Annotated in this window: 16 protein-coding genes; 6 read left to right on the top strand and 10 right to left on the bottom strand. The window is 45.3% G+C overall.

The window, feature by feature from the left end; all coding sequences use genetic code 11:
- Positions 1-28 precede the first annotated feature (28 nt).
- The gene (gene mdoH, locus ACXACS_RS02295) at positions 29-2029 is read right to left on the bottom strand and encodes a glucans biosynthesis glucosyltransferase MdoH (RefSeq protein ID WP_474803566.1); all 2001 of its coding nucleotides are present in this window, start codon (positions 2027-2029) and stop codon (positions 29-31) included.
- Positions 2010-3635: a glucan biosynthesis protein G gene (locus ACXACS_RS02290; protein WP_474803563.1), complete on the bottom strand. Its 1626-nt coding sequence runs from the start codon at positions 3633-3635 to the stop codon at positions 2010-2012. The genes mdoH and ACXACS_RS02290 overlap by 20 nt, the downstream gene beginning before the upstream one ends.
- A gap of 835 nt (positions 3636-4470) precedes the next feature.
- Here ACXACS_RS02290 and ACXACS_RS02285 point away from each other — a divergent pair.
- Positions 4471-5025, top strand: a complete 555-nt coding sequence (locus ACXACS_RS02285) for an outer membrane beta-barrel protein (RefSeq protein ID WP_474803560.1) — start codon at positions 4471-4473, stop codon at positions 5023-5025.
- A gap of 92 nt (positions 5026-5117) precedes the next feature.
- Here ACXACS_RS02285 and ACXACS_RS02280 read toward each other — a convergent pair whose 3' ends face one another.
- Genes ACXACS_RS02280 through ACXACS_RS02265 form a run of 4 tightly spaced genes read right to left on the bottom strand, consistent with a single transcriptional unit; the run spans position 5118 to position 8925 of the window.
- Complete coding sequence (locus ACXACS_RS02280; protein WP_474803557.1) at positions 5118-5351, bottom strand: YheU family protein; 234 nt, start codon at positions 5349-5351, stop codon at positions 5118-5120.
- Between the two features lie 58 nt (positions 5352-5409).
- Positions 5410-6444, bottom strand: a complete 1035-nt coding sequence (locus ACXACS_RS02275) for a hydrolase (RefSeq protein WP_474803554.1) — start codon at positions 6442-6444, stop codon at positions 5410-5412.
- A 20-nt stretch (positions 6445-6464) separates the two neighbouring features.
- Positions 6465-6971 carry a TIGR02444 family protein gene (locus ACXACS_RS02270; protein WP_474803551.1) on the bottom strand — a complete coding sequence of 169 codons (507 nt, stop codon included), beginning with the start codon at positions 6969-6971 and terminating at the stop codon, positions 6465-6467.
- A complete protein-coding gene (locus ACXACS_RS02265; protein ID WP_474803548.1) occupies positions 6952-8925 on the bottom strand; it encodes an ATP-binding cassette domain-containing protein in 1974 nt (657 codons plus the stop codon). The genes ACXACS_RS02270 and ACXACS_RS02265 overlap by 20 nt, the downstream gene beginning before the upstream one ends.
- Positions 8926-9043: 118 nt before the next feature.
- Here ACXACS_RS02265 and ACXACS_RS02260 point away from each other — a divergent pair, with 118 nt between their 5' ends.
- Together ACXACS_RS02260 and ACXACS_RS02255 are read left to right on the top strand one after the other, a co-directional pair.
- Entirely contained in the window at positions 9044-9250 is a 207-nt protein-coding gene (locus ACXACS_RS02260; RefSeq protein WP_012520152.1) for a YheV family putative zinc ribbon protein, read from the top strand.
- A gap of 178 nt (positions 9251-9428) precedes the next feature.
- Entirely contained in the window at positions 9429-10538 is a 1110-nt protein-coding gene (locus ACXACS_RS02255) for a DUF748 domain-containing protein (RefSeq protein ID WP_474803543.1), read from the top strand.
- Between the two features lie 118 nt (positions 10539-10656).
- Here the strand turns inward: ACXACS_RS02255 and ACXACS_RS02250 are convergent, their stop codons facing one another.
- The 3 genes from ACXACS_RS02250 to ACXACS_RS02240 form a co-directional block, all read right to left on the bottom strand.
- Positions 10657-10815 carry a hypothetical protein gene (locus ACXACS_RS02250; RefSeq protein ID WP_012520154.1) on the bottom strand — a complete coding sequence of 53 codons (159 nt, stop codon included), beginning with the start codon at positions 10813-10815 and terminating at the stop codon, positions 10657-10659.
- A gap of 238 nt (positions 10816-11053) precedes the next feature.
- Entirely contained in the window at positions 11054-11302 is a 249-nt protein-coding gene (locus tag ACXACS_RS02245; RefSeq protein WP_474803538.1) for a SlyX family protein, read from the bottom strand.
- Between the two features lie 9 nt (positions 11303-11311).
- Positions 11312-12244, bottom strand: coding sequence for a WD40 repeat domain-containing protein (locus ACXACS_RS02240; protein WP_474809189.1), 933 nt, complete (start codon positions 12242-12244; stop codon positions 11312-11314).
- 197 nt (positions 12245-12441) lie between these two features.
- Between ACXACS_RS02240 and fkpA the strand changes: the two genes are divergently transcribed.
- Positions 12442-13227, top strand: a complete 786-nt coding sequence (gene fkpA / locus ACXACS_RS02235; RefSeq protein ID WP_474803535.1) for an FKBP-type peptidyl-prolyl cis-trans isomerase — start codon at positions 12442-12444, stop codon at positions 13225-13227.
- Positions 13228-13491: 264 nt separating this feature from the next.
- Here the strand turns inward: fkpA and ACXACS_RS02230 are convergent, their stop codons facing one another.
- Entirely contained in the window at positions 13492-13761 is a 270-nt protein-coding gene (locus tag ACXACS_RS02230) for a hypothetical protein (protein ID WP_179985024.1), read from the bottom strand.
- A gap of 174 nt (positions 13762-13935) precedes the next feature.
- Here ACXACS_RS02230 and greB point away from each other — a divergent pair, with 174 nt between their 5' ends.
- Positions 13936-14421 (top strand): transcription elongation factor GreB, encoded by a 486-nt coding sequence (gene greB / locus ACXACS_RS02225; protein WP_179985025.1) that lies wholly within the window; start codon positions 13936-13938, stop codon positions 14419-14421.
- Positions 14422-14599: 178 nt separating this feature from the next.
- Positions 14600-16981 carry a Tex family protein gene (locus ACXACS_RS02220; protein WP_474803531.1) on the top strand — a complete coding sequence of 794 codons (2382 nt, stop codon included), beginning with the start codon at positions 14600-14602 and terminating at the stop codon, positions 16979-16981.
- Positions 16982-16989: the final 8 nt, after the last annotated feature.

Below are 16989 nucleotides of genomic sequence, written 5' to 3'. Positions count from 1 at the left end.
CGGTTTTTTTGGTTTTGAGAGCTTCTCTCTAAGACTGATGCAGTCTGTTAGGAAGTCTGTAACGCATAGGTAATGGCTTTTGACTTAACGCTTGCTCTGGCATACCTTGCCACACGTTCTCGGGAAGGGCAGGTACTTCTGCCTTATATTGAGAGACAGTGAAATATCCCATCGCAACACGTAAACGCTTCAGTGCTTTACATTCATTTACTTCCTGATCAATGACAAACACGCCCCATTTGCGCATCGCTATGCCTAGTTTATCACTGCTTGTTAAGCGGATAACCGGTGCTGCCAACACCATGCCAATTAATACAGGTAGCAGCCACATAAACAGCGACGGTGTGAAATAAAAGGTGGTTACGCCCCACGCAACCGCTAAGCAGCTCATAATTTGCGTGTGTTTAATTGCAACTTTCCACGGCACTTTTCGACCTTCACGCTCTTGTGCTTCCCATTTAACTGAGTGACCGATAAAAACACTGATCACAAAATAGCTGTGGTAGAACATCATCAGCGGAGCAATTAGCACAGCCATGGCTAATTCAATTGCCGCGCCTTTTAGTAAAGACCACGCCCCACCAAATTCTTCACGACGTTTCATTAAAGCCAAGGTAATACCTAAAAGCTTAGGCAAAAATAGTAAGGCTGCAGTGCCCCACATGGTTACCATCATCATGTCTTGACGAGCTACCTGCCAACTAGGAAAAAGCTGATACTCAGATACGAAGAACTCTGGCACTGACGTAGCGCGAATTAATGCATCTGCGGTCCCTAGTGCCAACATACAAAACAGTATTAGTGAAGAAATGTACGCAAACGCACCAAATAAGAAGTGCAGGCGATTCGCCATTTTAAGACCTTTCACCTTCAAAAGCCCTAAATGCTGTATGTTGCCCTGCACCCAACGGCGGTCGCGAATGGCGTAGTCAACAATGTTACTTGGCACTTCTTCATAGCTACCCGTAGTGTCGGTAAGCAAATAAGCCTGCCAACCTGCACGGCGCAAAAGCGCAGCTTCAACAAAGTCGTGGCTTAGTATTTCGCCACCAAAAGGTGCACGACCTTCAAGTGTGGGTAGACCGCAATGCTGCATGAATGGTGCAATGCGAATAATGGCGTTATGCCCCCAGTAGTTTGCACTGTCCGTTTGCCAAAACGATAGACCTGTCGCCAACATTGGGCTGTAAAGGTGAGCAGCAAACTGCACAAAACGACCAAAGAAGGTGTTTTGACGCACCGGCATTGGAATGGTCTGCACTAAGGCCGTATCAGGGTTTTGCTCAATACGGCGGGCTAGGTCCTGCATACGCTCTTTGGTCATTACGCTGTCGGCATCTAATACAATCATCGACTCGTAATTTGCGCCCCAGCGTTCGCAAAACTCTTTAAGGTTACCCACTTTTCTGTGCAGGTTTTGCTCGCGACGGCGGTAAAACACTTGGCTAGAGAATGCTCCCAAACGCTTTTTCAATCGAGTAAAAGCGCGTAGCTCAGCATCCGCTTTTTCCATGTCACGGGTGTCACTGAGCATATAGAAATCGAAATTCGAACTGTTTTCGCTTTCCATTAACTCGCGAATACAGGCTTCGAACCCCACCATAATACGGCGGGTATCTTCGTTATAAACCGGCATGACTACGGCGTGTTTTTGCTTTAACGGCGACGAAGCATCGGGCTTTACTTGGTTTCTGCGTAAACTCAGCGGATCTATATTGAAAAGCTGTAAAAAGAAACCAATGATACCCGTCCAAAACGCCATGCACAGCCAAGCGAATAGGGTCAAACCCAAGCCTAACTGCGCAATTTCTAGATTCGTAAGGCCGTTCGGTAAAAATATCTCGTATAAGCTCCAACCGGCCAATGCCGTGCTTGGAATCACTAGCATTGCCATGATAAACAAACGCATATGCTCTCCTTTTAAGATGAAGTGTGCAGCACGTGCGGTGCTGTCACGTTTAACCTGAGGCACGGCTTTAGCCTCGTTCGATACTGATGTTTGAGGACGATTACTTTGGCTGGTAGACATAATTCCAAACCTCACTAACACGCTTTCCGTCTTTTTCAATGTAAGCGCGCATATCTACCGTTTGCTTTTCTTTCGGCTTAACAAAAAAGGAAGCGCGCCACTCTTGGCCGTCGGCTACAGGATAAAGGCGCTGTTGGGAAATCGTTCCGTTGGTGCCCTGTACCACCAGCTTCATAGTTTCATTGTCAAAAGAAATGGCAGAAGGAGCACTGAAGTCCACATTGAACTGGCGGGTAGTGTTCAAGCTATCATCTTTAAATTCATCGCCTGGTAACACGGCCTTTCCCTGACGGGTACGCACTACAGAAGCAAATTCGCTAACAAAAGGGTTTTGCTCTACCGTTTTAAGGTCGTAAGAGAAATACAGAGACTCACCGGATTTGAATGGTTTTTCAGGTGTCCAAAAAGCCACGATATTGTCATGAATTTCAGACTTAGTTGGAATTTCTACTACTTCTAAACGGCCTTTCTCAAAGCCGGCTTCTGGGGTAACCCATAGCCCAGGACGTATATGATAGTTGGCCTCAGCATCAAGGTAGTTACCCCACTCACCGTCGCGCTGAAGCATGCCAAAGCCTTTGGGATTTGTATCGCTAAGTGACGTTACTTGAAGGCGTGCTGGGTTAGTCAGTGGACGCCAAATCTCTTCACCCGCATGAGTTACCATTAGCACACCGTCACTATCGTGCACTTCTGGGCGATAATCGTCATGACGCTTTTCTGTGTTCTCGCCATACAAAAACATACTGGTAAATGGTGCAATACCTAGCTTATTCACGTCGTCGCGAGCAAATAACCAGCTTTCTACCTTTACGCTGGTATCGATATCAGGCTGAATAACGAATTTATACGCACCTGCAACAGAAGGACTTTCTAGGCGAGCATAAATAGTAATTGGTTTGCCTTCACCGGGCTCGATAACCCAGAACTCTGTAAAGTGAGGGAACTCTTCACCTTTCGCTAACGCGGTATCAATTGCCAAACCGCGTGCTGAAATACCATAAACTTGATTTTTACCTACCAAACGAAAATATGAAGCACCCAGGAATACAGCAAATTCATCTTTGTACTCTTCGTTCTTGATAGGATAGTGAACGCGAAATCCAGCGAACCCTGACTTTTCATCCGTTAACCCAGCTAACCCCGACGCAGACCCGTCGTAGTTAAACATATCGCTGTTAAACGCTAAGCGCTCAGGCTTGTTGCTTTCGCCAATAGTGTGAATGGTGACGGGGTACTCATATAAAAAACCCGGATGAAAAAACTGAAGTTCGTAGTCGTTCTCGCCGTGCCAAAGACTTTGCTCAGGCTTAAAGCGAATAGAACGATAAGTGGTGTAATCAATCTCTTTTAACTTGCTGTTTAATCCGTGATCGTCTTGTTCATAGCTTTCTGTTGCTGATTTGCGAGCAGCATCAATTATAGATTGAAGAACGGGTGATGCTTTTTGAGGCTGATTGTTGTCATTAACCTCGACAGCGCCTGCTTGGTGAAATGCAAATAGGGCAATAACGCTGGTCATTGCTAAAAGAATGCGCGACAGCTTTCGATGCTGAAACGCATTAGTTTGTAATTCTTTTCCGAAAATTGAAACTGGCTTAGCCATTTGTCCTCTCCTTATGAAAACAATGGTTATCCAGATGGTCGTCAATCTCTTAACTTTATCCCTTAGCTATGTATAGCTAGCAACAGAGTATCCGCTGCTTTAAAAGCGATGATGAGAAAAAGTATTCATTGAAACCATTCAAGAAAGGCGCTCTATTCCTTTCCTTATTCACTGGTATCGCGAAAAAAAACCGAATTCCGTGCCTGTTGGCAAAAGTGAATGCTGGATAACACACAGGTACTTCAGCAAAAGCTGTTCCAACACTAAAAAGACGGGCTAATTTATTATATTTACATTTATTTACAGTCACTTAAAAGCATCGACATTGAAGTTAGTGGCCAATTTCTTTGTTGTAAATTTGTCCGATGAGTTAGACAAAAGGTTATCTGTTGTTTTTTAGCGACAGTTCCCCATGCCAATATGTTTACTTTTTAAACTTCACCTAGGCATTACCAGCTTAGGTATTCATATAACGCTTCTTCTTATTTTTTAATTTCTCTATATTTATCAGACAAATGAATGCCTCCCATTTGAATTTCAGCTGAGTTTTTTTCGCAGTTGGCAGACGCTTTGCACTCCACCATGTTGATAAATACATCGGACACGATTTCTGAAAAGAAATAATTGAGATGACATGAAGACGTTTTTGGTTTTGTGTTCATCAATCAAGTGGCCCACTGCACAGCGATGTATAGAAGCAGAGCGATTTAGAAAGACAGCGTGTGTGCAGAAGAGCAGCGCGCTTTAGAAACGCTGGCTTGTGACACGCTTCGCAAACACATTGGATGTTTGCGTTGCAGAAACTGGGCTACTGAGCATACTAAGGAGTTATCACATGCGTAAATCAATCACACTTATTGCAGCTACACTTACTGCGGCAACACTTCCTCTTACAGCAATGGCCGACAAGCCAGACTGGCGTTACGTAGAAGGTGGTTACACCAAAATGGACTTTGACGACAACGAGTCTTTCGAACCAGACGGCCTAACCGTTAATGGCAAGTACCTGTTAAACAGCAACTGGTACTTAAACGGAGAGTACAGCTTTTTTGAAGAAGGTAACTTCGACTTCGATATGCTAACCCTAGGTGCAGGTTACCGCTTACCTGTAAACGCCACAACAGATGCCTATTTTGGCGCTAACCTAGAGCGTGTTGATGGTGACATAGATGATGAGACAGGCTACAGCATTAATGCAGGTCTTCGCTCGATGATTACAGAACAGGTAGAGCTTGCTGGTGAAGTAGGCTATTACGATGTAGACGACGGTGAAGCGACATTTAAAGTAGGCGCTAACTACTACATCACGCCACAGTGGGCTGTTGGTGCAAACTATAAAATCATTGATGATTTAGACATTATGCAGGTAACTGCACGCTACGCTTTTTAAGCCTTCCTCTCCTCAGGTAGGTAGCCGGGTTGCTCGACCCGGCTTTTTTATGTCTGCATTTCAAGAAGACGGTTTTTCTTTCGCTTTGTTTTCTATTCAGCTGTGTCGCTGGGCTCAATCTCTTCTTTTCTTTTTATATCTACACTTTCGTGAAGCTCTGAGTATACGAGTACTGCCTCGCCAGATTTTAACCTGCCTAGCACCTGCTGAACTTTTACTTCTAGCTCAACTTCTTCAGCGCCATAGTCGGTGCCTTCGCGTAATACAAAAGACTCAGCCAAGCTATAAAGCGTATCGGCTTCTAATGCGTCGATGGGAATTATCATTCACACTCCTGGGAAAAACGTTTTATAAAACTTAAACCGCACTAAGATCACCTCAGTATTAGCGACTAACATAACCACAGGTTGAGTTTACCGGTAAGGCTTCGCTAACGAAGCGTTTTACGCGCTCGTGCAGCCAAACCTTCGGGTTTAATACAGAGCCTTGCATGAAGCCAACATGACCGCCCCGTTCACTCAATTCTACGGTGACGTTACGCGCAAGTTCCTCTTCTTTTGGCACAATTAAGTGGTTCATGAAGGGGTCATCGATGCTATGCAATACTAACGTTGGGCAGTGGATGGCGCTTAAAAAGTGATACGCGCTGCACTTTTCATAATAGTCTTGCGCATCTGCAAAACCGTGCAGGGGAGCCGTGATCTTTTCGTCAAATCGAGTAAAGCTAGTAATGCCTTCTACATCACTTTTTGTAAGCTGAATAAGCTTGCGATAATCAATGTATTCCATCTTCTTACGCAAAGTATCTTTCATGCTAGTAAGTAAATACTTTTGATATACCCGAGAAAAACCCTGATTAATTGACTTTGCGCACTCAGATAGTTTAAGTGGAGAAGAGATGGCAACCGCCGCTTTCAGCCACTTTTGTGCAGGGTTTTCACCTAAGAGTTTCAACAACATATTACCGCCAAGCGAAAAGCCAATAGCCACCTTGGGAATACGTGGAAATTTATCGTGCAGCCACTCTAAGAAAAAACTAGGGTCTTCTGTTTCGCCACTGTGATAAGCGCGCGCTTTTAGGTTTGGCACACCGCTACAGCCGCGATAATGCATCATTACCACCTGCCAACCATTCACAGACAGTTGGGCCATCATATCGTTCGCATAATGCGACTTGATGCTGCCTTCCAATCCATGAAACATTACCACTATTCCTGATGTTTCTTGTGGTTTGGGACCCCATGCTACGTCAACAAAATCGTCATCCGGTAAGGTTAAACGCTCCATGTTATAAGAAAGGGGTAAGCGCTTTTGAATAAAACGCGGCCATATGGTTTGCACATGTCGGTTCTTTGCCCATCCTGGCACTTTAAAGCTACTTTTTATTATCTTTCCATGCGATAGCGCTGATTTGCTCATTGTATTTTCTTATTGTGTTTTTACGATAATTGATTAACCACAAGGCTCACTAACTGGCGCGCCTCGTTGTTGTCGCGTAACTCGTATGCATTAATGAACGCAGCAATAGACGCGTTAAATATATTCGTTGACGAGGCCTGCTGACCCAAGTGCGTAACCGCCTGCTCATTAAAAGATGCAACGATGTCTTGCTGCTGTTGCCTTTCAAGCTCTAATTCTTGCGCTTTGAGTGCATCGTAGGCTGTTTGCTCACCACCTTTCTCAGGGCTTGCTGCTTTGCGCTTCTCGCGATGCTGCTTTAACTTTTCGTCAGTGCTCGCTGATGCCGCTATAACCGATTTAAGCTGAGGCAAATTTATAATGACATTATTCTCTAAACACCAGCAAATCAGCAAGAGAACGTTTACATTCACCTTGTGGTTATCTTGAAGCAGAAGCGCGAGCGGTGCCATATCACCTTTCGTATAGCGAGATACGCTGTACTCCCAAAACTCGTTGCTATTAATATTAGGCGCTGACACTGTCATACTCTTCTCGCTTTTGCTCTATCTGCTCTTGGGCATCTAGCCATGCCACCTCTTCCTCTTCAAGCTGTTGCTTAAGCTGAGTTTGCTTGTCGAGCAAGCCCATGAGTTCTGCTTTTTTATCGTCGCTGTAAAGCGAGGTATCGGCGAGTGATGCTTCTACCTCTGCCAAGGCGGTACTGCATTTCTCCATGGCTTTTTCGTGTTTTTCGATGGCTTTTTTAAGTGGCGCTACGCTTTGTCTGAACTCGGCTTCGCGGCGCTTTTCTTCTTTACGATCTAACTTGCGTTCCGGCTTACTGTCCGCTCCGGCCTCTTGCTGCGCGCCGTTTTTAGCGTCGCTGTTGGCACTTTTAGCCTCGCTATTGGCCTTGGCTTTTTCTGCCGCCTGCTGTTTTAGAATCCAGTCGCGATAGTCATCCAAATCGCCTTTAAATGGCTCAACTTCACCGCTGTCTACCAAATAGAAATCTTCACAAACCGAGGAAAGTAAGAAGCGGTCGTGCGATACCAGCACCATAGCGCCTTCAAAACCTTGAAGAGCAATATTAAGCGCGTGGCGCATTTCTAAGTCTAGATGGTTGGTAGGCTCATCCAGCAGCAATAAGTTAGGTTTTTGGTAGACAATTAGTGCCAACACTAAGCGCGCTTTTTCACCACCTGACATAGGTGCCACGGGCGCCAATGCTTCATCACCATTAAAACCAAAACCGCCCAGGTAATCGCGTAGCTGCTGTTCAGTAGCTTTTTCATCAATGCGCTGCAAATGTAAAAGGGGTGTGGCATTAGCGTCTAGTGTTTCTAACTGGTGCTGGGCAAAATAGCCAATCTTCAGACCTTTTGCGGTATTGAAAATGCCCTGCTTGGGCGCATGAACGCCCGCTAACAGCTTGATTAACGTTGACTTACCTTGCCCATTTCTACCTAGAAGACCTATTCGGCTACCGGGTACTAAATTCAGTTTTACCTGTTGAAGCACTATATGGTCATCGTACCCCAGCTGTATTTTTTCCATTTGAACCAGCGGGTTAGGAAGTGCAGTAGGCGGAGCAAAGGAAAAGCTAAACGGGCTAGCCATATGGGCTGGCATTAACGTTTCCATTTTCTCTAGCTGCTTAATACGGCTTTGCGCTTGCTTCGCTTTACTAGCCTTGGCTTTAAACCGCGTAATAAACGAGTTTAGATGGGCTACCTTTTGCTGCTGCTTTTCATACTCAATGTTTTGTAAGCGTATACGCTCAGCACGCTGGGTTTCGTAAGATGAATAATTACCTGTGTAAGTAACAAGCTTCTGTTGCTCAACACTAATAATTTGCGCGACGGTATTGTCTATAAACGCTTTATCATGAGAAATAAGTAAAAGCGTGCCCGCATAGCGTTGCAACCATTTCTCTAGCCAAATTACGGCATCTAAATCTAAGTGGTTAGTGGGCTCATCAAGCAGCAGTAAGTCTGAAGGGCAAAGCAGCGCTTGAGCCAGGTTTAGGCGCATACGCCAGCCACCAGAAAAGTCACTGACTGGTGCGCTTAACTGCGCATTAGTAAACCCTAGGCCGGAAAGTATAGTCGCTGCACGTGATTCCACATCGTAAGCCCCAGCCTGCTCTAGTTGCCCATGAATTTGGCCAATCTTTACGCCGTCTCCGCTTTTTTCAGCGGCGTCTAGCTTAGCCTGTAAATCACGTAAATGTTTGTCACCGTCTATCACGTAATCTATCGCAGTTCGATCAGTCGCTGGCGTTTCCTGAGCCACGCTCACAATGCGCCAATCGCTGGGTACGCTGCAATCTCCGGCATCGACGCTTAGTTCACTACGCAACAGAGCAAACAGCGTGGACTTTCCGCAGCCATTGCTGCCTATTAGCGCCACTTTGTGGCCTGGAAAAACCTGTGCCGACGCCTTTTCCAGCAGCATTTTGCGGCCGCGAAGTAGCGATACATTTGAAAGCTTAATCATGACTAACCTGTGATAGAACAATCTAGGGCGCGTATAGTATCAAAAACTTAAGGTAAAAGCTGATCAACACATACCATTTCAAGGTATAATACTGGCGAAATTCCCCAAAGGTGTATGTATGTCAAAACGTGTAAAACGTCGCTTTGTAGCAGGGGCTACGTGCCCAAAATGCCAAGAGCTAGATACTATTTCGTTATATTTTGAAAATAACGTGGAAAAGCTGGAATGCGTCGCATGTGGGTACAACGAAGCGCAAACCGACGAAAAGGTGAGTGCCGCTACGCGCTCTAACGAAAACGTGATTGGTATCTTTAAACCGCACTAGCATTCCTACCCACACCTCAGTAAATCTTACCCTTAAGCCTGTGTAACACCTTCTCATACTGTACTCAGGCTTTTTAAAACCTTCTCTGGGTATCGCGCCACTAGCGGCTAACGCCCTTACCGAGGAAAAACGCTCTCCAAGGCATGTTTTTTGTATTCCTTTCCCTAAGGAGTGAAATATGAAACACGCTAAAAAACGATTTTGCTATGTAGTAGCAGGGCTATTGCTCATGCTCGTCGCGTTTAGGTTGTACCTTCCTTATGCCGCAGCCACATACATCAACAACACACTAAGCCAGTCGGACCAATACAATGGTCGTGTGGGCGATGTCGATTTAATGCTATGGCGTGGTGCCTACAGCTTAGAATATGTGTTGCTGTATAAAGCGAATGGACAAATAGATAAGCCGTTGTTTAAGGCTGACTATGTGGAATTTACACTATCGTGGTCACAGCTTTTTAAAGGTGCGGCCGTTGGCAGGGTGGTGGTAAATTCTCCCGAAATTAACTTTGTAGACGGAAACACGGAAAAAAAGAGTCAGTCGGGTAAGAACGAAAACTGGCTGTCTATTGCCGACCAATTGTTTCCTCTACGTATAGACAAACTCACCATTAACGAAGGGAAAATTGCCTTTCACAATCCTGATACCTCTCCGGCTATCGATATTGCGCTACACGACATTCACCTTGAAGTGAATAATTTAGTAAACAGCGACGATTTATCAGACACGCGCGTGGCTACCGCTACTGCGAAAGGCCAGACGGCAGAGCAAGGGACTATTTCATTAAACGCCAAGCTTAATCCTGCGACCAAAGCCCCTACCTTTGATTTAGACATTCAAGCTGACAATGTGGGACTGGTGAATTTTAAAAACCTGCTTGATACCTATGCGCCTTTCGACCTAGAAGCCGGAACGCTTACGCTTGCTGCCGAGGTCGCGTCTAATGAAGGGCAGGTAAAAGGCTATATAAAACCTATTTTGCATAACGTTGAAGTATTTTCTTGGAAAGGCGACATTGAACGTGACGGAGACGGTTTTGTTGAAGGCAGTATTGAAGCAATTTCCGCGTTTATCACTGAACTGTTTGAAAATCAGAGCCAAGACCAAATTGCCACGCGTATTCCCATTGAGGGCGACTTATCTAGCCCAGAAACACAGACTTGGGAGGCGTTTACGGCGATATTGAAAAACGCATTTATTAAAGCATTTCAAGGCGATGTGGAGGAAAGTGTAGAGCTCGACAGATTGGAGTTAGACCGACTAGAGAACCCTGAGGGGTCTAATTAAAAACGCTGAATTTTTCTTACGCTGCTAAGGGCTGATTTAACCGCTAAGGGCTTATATAACGCTAAGGGCCATTTATTCGTTAAGGGCTTAGCACGAGCCCTTAGCGGTTTAGATAGTATTATATAGTACAGCTATCGCCACAATCGTTGGCACCGTCGCGCATGCCTTCAATTTCTTGGCTTTCCTGCTTGTCTTTTTCAGCCTGCTTTTCGGCTACTGACTGTTCAACTGAGTCAAAATCGATGCTGTCAAACGCATCCATATCAAAATCACTCATAACTACTCTCTTATTTGTTGAAGATAAGGCTCGGTATTACTTGGGCCTGTGCAATTGCGCGCAAGTGTAATTCAATTAGATTATCAGGATAAATGCAGTCTTAGCCTAACTCATAACAAGATAAACTAGTGTTTAACCCGAAGCCTCATAAACGGTTGATTTTACTAATTTGTCGACTGCCTTTGAGGCGCCTCTTTCAAACCAAAAAAGCGCCTATACCACTCAATAATGGCTAAAATTAATAGTGCGGAGGCGGGGTTTCTTCCGATTGCTTAGCAATATTAGACGGTTCTATGCTTTTAACACGGTCTATTACGTGACTTACTTTAAACGCTAAATCATCGAGTTGCTTTTGTTGTGAAGCCAACGCTTCATTAAGTGCCTCGATAGTGTGTTCTTGAAAGGCTACTTTCATCTGTAACTCTTCAATATAGCTATTGGCGCTATCTATTTGCTGTTGTAACTGCTCAGCGCTTTTGTTTGTCATGTAAATTCTCTATCTCTCTCGTTGCCATTCTTCGGCAAGGCCACTGCTACTTATAGACAATATATTATCATTGGGAAGGAAGCCGACGCCATAAACAACTGCGGTTGGCGGTGAAATAGACTCTCTCGAGGCGACTTGAATTGACTGGATTTGCTCGCCGTTTTTCAAATTCCAAAGATAAACCTTCCTGGCTGGCGAGCCTGTTAATAAATACTGACCATCTTTTGAAAACTCGACGTCGGTGAAGATTTTTTGTCGTGATGCAAACTTCAGTGAAGTTACGGGCTGCCCTGTTTGTACATTCCACACTTGCGACTTACTTTGACTGTCGGCAGTAAAAGCAAACCGGCCTTCATCGTCCAGCGCAACCTTGGTTACTCGAGTGGGGTGCGTGAAGGAGTGGATAATCTGCCCAGTGTCTGTACTCCATAAATAGGCAATATAGTCATTGCCACCAGTAAGAGCAAACTTGCCATTAGGTGAGATATCAATGGAATTAACTTTTTCCTGATGCCCAAAAAACTCAAGACGACGAGAGGTGCGCGGCTCAAAATACATTACCTTACCATTTGAGCGAGCGACGAGTATGCCATTACCATTATTGGTGACTACCACATCGCGAATAGAGGACTCATCTATTCGCCAAAACCCTTCTGGTTCGCCAGTTTCTAAACTCCACAGAGCAAACGCTTCACGGTCGGCAGTGACCACATAGCGCTTATCTGCACTGATGTGCACTGACATCACTAGGTTGTTACCTTCCCCTTGATGACTCCAATGATAGAGGGGCTCGCTCTGCCCAATTCTCCACACATTGACACCATTATTCACGCCAGACACTACCGCTAAGGTGCCGTCGGTGGATATATCTGCCGCGTATGCGCCCTCTTCTACATGACGCCACTGCTGTATTGGCGTAGTATCAGGGACAGAACATCCCATGGAATTGCCAATAAGTAAGGTGAGTAACACTATTCTATGGAACATTTGAGGCCTAAACATAATCAAATGGGTTTCGCTTTGTAAACGCTAGGTTTAACATAGCATGGATCACGCATCTTTAACTATCGTGCAAACTGCCTTAGATGCAGCAGTATAGACATAGACGCATGATGATAATAATTAATGGAGACGTTTTTATGCAGAAGTCGCTCGTTGCCTTATCTACTATCGCTGCGCTAGGCCTTTTCGCTTGCCAGCCAAACACATCTGATGAGGCCGCTTCTACAAGCGCTGATAGTGCAAAAACAACTGCTGTTGCAGCAGAAGAAATGACAGATACACAAAAGCAAGCTTACGCCATGGGCGCGAGTATGGGTCTGTTCGTTAGCAACCGTGCCGAACAACAAGAGCAGCTTGGTTTAACCCTAGACCAAGATGCGCTACAACAAGGCTTTAAAGACGGCCTGAACGACACCCTTAAGTTTACGCCAGAGCAAATTCAGCAAATCGCTCAAGAAGGCGAAGAAGTATTGCGTGCTAAACAGCAAGAAATGGCTGAACAAGCGGCTGAGAAAAACATTGAAGCAGGTCTTGCTTACCTAGAAGAAAATGGTAAGAAAGAAGGCGTGACCACAACAGAGTCTGGTCTTCAATACGAAGTACTTGAAGAAGGCAAAGGCGCAAGCCCAGAAGCAACTGACATGGTAAAAGTTCACTACCGTGGTACCTTGCTTGATGGTACAGAGTTCGACTCTTCTTATAAGCGTGGCGAACCAGCTGAATTTCCACTTAATCGCGTAATCGCGGGTTGGACTGAAGGCGTACAGCTTATGAAAGAAGGCGCGAAATACCGCTTCCACATTCCATCAGAGCTTGCTTATGGCGCACGTTCAACAGGCGCGATCACGCCTAACTCAACGCTAATTTTTGATGTTGAGCTTCTAGAAGTGGTTAAACCTGAAGCCGAAGCGCCAGCTGAATAAGCTAGAGTTTCAGAAAAGAGAAAGCCGACGCTATGCGTCGGCTTTTTTGTTTTAGTGAGTCAGCGTGATCCTTGCTTACCTTTTCCCTACGAGCTAGTGGATTTTCACCACGCGCGTACCCAAATAGTAATGTGGGTTATTCAATATGCTTGGTGCCTCGAATTACACTGTTAAGCTTAGCCTAAAGTTGAAATATTTCACGGCCCAAACAAGGTTTTTTAGGAACAATTAAACCTTAAAAATGCGGGCTTAAAACTAAAGGTTTTAACGGTTAGGTGCGCGTCGTCTTTCCGTATGGACTTTAAACGTCGCAAAATGATTAAGCAGTGAGTGCCCTACTTTATACATGGCACACGCTAAGATAAGGTATATCACGGTTCGTACACTATTTAAGCGAACAACTATATCAAGTAAGGCATACAACAATAACAGCGCGCCGCTTAAAAACAGCATAAAACCTATGATAGTGCCGCTGGTTTGAAGCGGATCGCTTCCCGACCTTCGGCGGTTCAACACAGGCATTCTGTTACGCATTCATTTCCCCTAATGGCTAGTATGGTATTGATACTACGACACTGACAGAAAGGTTTATGTTCAATAATTATTCAATCTGTCTGTTTTGTCACTTTTTACCTTATCGAAAGATTGCGTTTTGCCTTATTACCCACATAAAGTAGGGGTAATTAGCTGGATTATTTATAGGACATTGTGAAAACACCGCTTATCACTCGAAAAGGCTATTTAAAGCTTAAACAAGAACTGGATTTCTTGTGGCGTGAAGAACGGCCAGAAATCACTCGCAAGGTAACTTGGGCGGCCAGCCTGGGCGATAGGAGTGAGAATGCTGACTACCAGTACAACAAAAAGAAGCTTCGCGAAATTGACCGTCGAGTTCGTTACTTACGCAAATGCTTAGAGAACCTAAAAGTTGTTGATTATGATCCACAGCAAGAAGGAAAAGTGTTCTTTGGTGCATGGGTTGAAATTGAAAACGAATCCGGCGCTGTTATGGAGCTTCGCTTAGTTGGCTATGATGAAATATTTGGCCGTAAGGACTACATCTCTATTGATTCACCCATGGCTCGTGCTCTACTTGGCAAAGAAGAGGACGATGAGTTTATTGTTAAAACTGAGGCGGGTACTAAAGAGTGGTGGATAAACCGTATTTGGTATGACGCAACAGACAAACTTTAAATAAAGAGATGGTCTTCTTAACTACCCAGTTGTAACACAATGATCAGACGACTTTCCCTACACCGCGGTGATATACTCACCGCTCTTATTTTCACTACTAACGCTGTGTATGTAAGCCTGTCACACACCGTTTATTCGCCATTGCCTAACGCGAACTTTTAGTATCTTAGAGCGACTTATGATTACCAATAAAATTGCAGAAGAGCTTAGCGTTCAACCCTCGCAAGTAACTGCCGCAGTAAAACTTCTCGATGAAGGGGCAACCGTTCCTTTCATTGCCCGATACCGCAAAGAAGTAACCCAAGGCCTTGATGATACGCAGCTGCGTAATCTAGAGCAGCGCTTGACCTACTTACGTGAGCTAGAAGAACGCCGCGACGTTATTCTTAAATCTATCGAAGAGCAGGGCAAACTCACTGACGAACTCAAAAGCAGCATTGCCGGTGCTGACAGCAAAACAACCCTTGAAGACTTGTACTTACCGTATAAGCCTCGCAGGCGTACTAAAGGACAAATTGCTATCGAAGCAGGTTTAGCGCCGCTAGCCGATGCATTGTTTAGCAACCCTGACACAGACGCTGAAAGCAAAGCGCAAGAGTTTGTAAATGCAGACAACGGCGTTGCTGATACTAAAGCCGCGCTAGAAGGTGCTCGCTATATCCTTATGGAAAGGTTTGCTGAAGATGCTGCTTTGCTAGCGAAAGTGCGCCATTACCTTACTGAAAATGCTCACGTAAAAAGTACGGTTGTACCAGGTAAAGAGCAAGAGGCGGCCAAGTATAAAGACTATTTTGAACACAGCGAAAAATACAAAAAAGTTCCATCGCACCGCGCATTGGCCATGTTCCGAGGTCGCAATGAAGGCATGCTTCATATTCAGCTAGATGCCGACCCACAATCAGAAGAAAAGGGACCATCTCATTGCGAGCACATTATCGCAAGCCACTACGATATCATGCACCGCGGTCGTGGCGCTGATGATTTCTTAGCTCAGGTAGTGCAGTGGACGTGGAAAATCAAAATTGGTTTACACATGGAAACTGAGCTATTCAGCGCCCTTCGAGAACGTGCTGAAGAAGAAGCCATTGAAGTATTTGCTAAAAACTTAAACGACCTATTAATGGCTGCACCTGCAGGTGCAAAAACCACTATGGGTCTAGATCCAGGTTTAAGAACTGGCGTTAAGGTAGCGGTAGTAGACAGTACAGGTAAGGTGGTAGCGACGAATACCATATTCCCCCACGCTCCGCAAAACCAGTGGGATAAGTCTATTCGCACGCTAACAACCCTGTGTAAACAATACAAAGTAGACTTAATCAGCATTGGTAACGGTACAGGTTCTCGTGAAACCGACAAACTTGTCGGAGAAATGCTTAAGAACAATAGCGAACTTACAGCACAGAAAATTATGGTAAGTGAAGCTGGCGCTTCTGTGTATTCAGCGTCTGAGCTTGCCTCGAAAGAACTGCCTGAACTGGATGTTTCAATTCGCGGTGCCGTGTCTATCGCACGCCGCCTGCAAGACCCTCTCGCAGAACTCGTTAAAATTGAGCCTAAAGCCATTGGTGTAGGCCAATACCAGCACGACGTAAGTCAAAGCCAGCTGGGTAAGTCTCTTGACCGTGTGATTGAGGATTGTGTAAATGCGGTAGGCGTTGACCTAAACACGGCATCGCCTGCGCTATTGAGCTATGTATCAGGCTTAAACAAAACTTTAGCGCACAACATTGTGAATTTCAGAGACTCCAATGGTGCTTTCCCAGACCGTAAAGCACTGTTAAAAGTAGAACGTTTAGGGCCTAAAGCTTTTGAGCAAGCGGCGGGTTTCTTGCGTATTGTGAACGGCACCAACCCACTTGATGCCTCTGCGGTTCACCCCGAAGCCTACCCAGTGGTGGATAAGATTGTTGATACGACTGCTGTTGCGGTTAACGACATCATCGGCAATACCGAGCTTCTAAAAAGCCTGTCGCCAGATACCTTTACCAGCGATGCATTCGGTTTACCTACTGTTAAAGACATCCTTAAAGAGCTAGACAAGCCAGGTCGTGACCCTCGTCCTGAATTTAAAACAGCGGCATTTAAAGAAGGCGTTGAAACTATTAACGACCTTAAGCCGGGCATGATTCTAGAAGGCGTAGTGAGCAATGTAGCTAACTTTGGCGCATTTGTTGACGTGGGCGTGCATCAGGATGGACTGGTACATATTTCAGCATTGACCAACAAGTTTATTTCAGACCCTCGCGAGGTAGTTAAAGCCGGCGATATCGTTAAAGTAAAAGTGCTTGAAGTCGACGTACCGCGCAAGCGTATTTCCTTTACCATGCGCTTAGACGATAAACCGAGTCAGAGTAATAATACCGCTGGCGATAGCTCTTCAGGTAAGGGCGTTTCAGGCAAGGGGGCTTCAGGTAGAGGTGCGAATAACCAAGGGGCTGGGCGTGCCAACAGCAAAGCAAATCCGCGCTCAAACAAGGGTGGCGGCAATCGCAACAGCCAGCCTCAAAACAGCGCCATGGGTAATGCCTTTGCTGACGCGTTTGCTAAAGCGAAAAAGTAGATCGTAGC

The organism is Alteromonas sp. AWM4_230, from assembly GCF_056158305.1.
Note: the sequence above shows the minus strand (reverse complement) of the source record. Positions and strands in the feature narration are given on the sequence as shown.

Coding starts and splice junctions, on each gene's coding strand:
- ACXACS_RS02250 (WP_012520154.1), bottom strand. CDS start 10,815: ATGAGTGATTTTGATATGGATGCGTTTGACAGCATCGATTTTGACTCA.
- ACXACS_RS02275 (WP_474803554.1), bottom strand. CDS start 6,444: ATGAGCAAATCAGCGCTATCGCATGGAAAGATAATAAAAAGTAGCTTT.
- ACXACS_RS02270 (WP_474803551.1), bottom strand. CDS start 6,971: ATGACAGTGTCAGCGCCTAATATTAATAGCAACGAGTTTTGGGAGTAC.
- ACXACS_RS02285 (WP_474803560.1), top strand. CDS start 4,471: ATGCGTAAATCAATCACACTTATTGCAGCTACACTTACTGCGGCAACA.
- ACXACS_RS02260 (WP_012520152.1), top strand. CDS start 9,044: ATGTCAAAACGTGTAAAACGTCGCTTTGTAGCAGGGGCTACGTGCCCA.
- ACXACS_RS02220 (WP_474803531.1), top strand. CDS start 14,600: ATGATTACCAATAAAATTGCAGAAGAGCTTAGCGTTCAACCCTCGCAA.
- fkpA (WP_474803535.1), top strand. CDS start 12,442: ATGCAGAAGTCGCTCGTTGCCTTATCTACTATCGCTGCGCTAGGCCTT.
- ACXACS_RS02245 (WP_474803538.1), bottom strand. CDS start 11,302: ATGACAAACAAAAGCGCTGAGCAGTTACAACAGCAAATAGATAGCGCC.
- ACXACS_RS02290 (WP_474803563.1), bottom strand. CDS start 3,635: ATGGCTAAGCCAGTTTCAATTTTCGGAAAAGAATTACAAACTAATGCG.
- ACXACS_RS02280 (WP_474803557.1), bottom strand. CDS start 5,351: ATGATAATTCCCATCGACGCATTAGAAGCCGATACGCTTTATAGCTTG.
- ACXACS_RS02240 (WP_474809189.1), bottom strand. CDS start 12,244: ATGGGATGTTCTGTCCCTGATACTACGCCAATACAGCAGTGGCGTCAT.
- ACXACS_RS02265 (WP_474803548.1), bottom strand. CDS start 8,925: ATGATTAAGCTTTCAAATGTATCGCTACTTCGCGGCCGCAAAATGCTG.
- ACXACS_RS02230 (WP_179985024.1), bottom strand. CDS start 13,761: ATGCGTAACAGAATGCCTGTGTTGAACCGCCGAAGGTCGGGAAGCGAT.
- mdoH (WP_474803566.1), bottom strand. CDS start 2,029: ATGTCTACCAGCCAAAGTAATCGTCCTCAAACATCAGTATCGAACGAG.
- ACXACS_RS02255 (WP_474803543.1), top strand. CDS start 9,429: ATGAAACACGCTAAAAAACGATTTTGCTATGTAGTAGCAGGGCTATTG.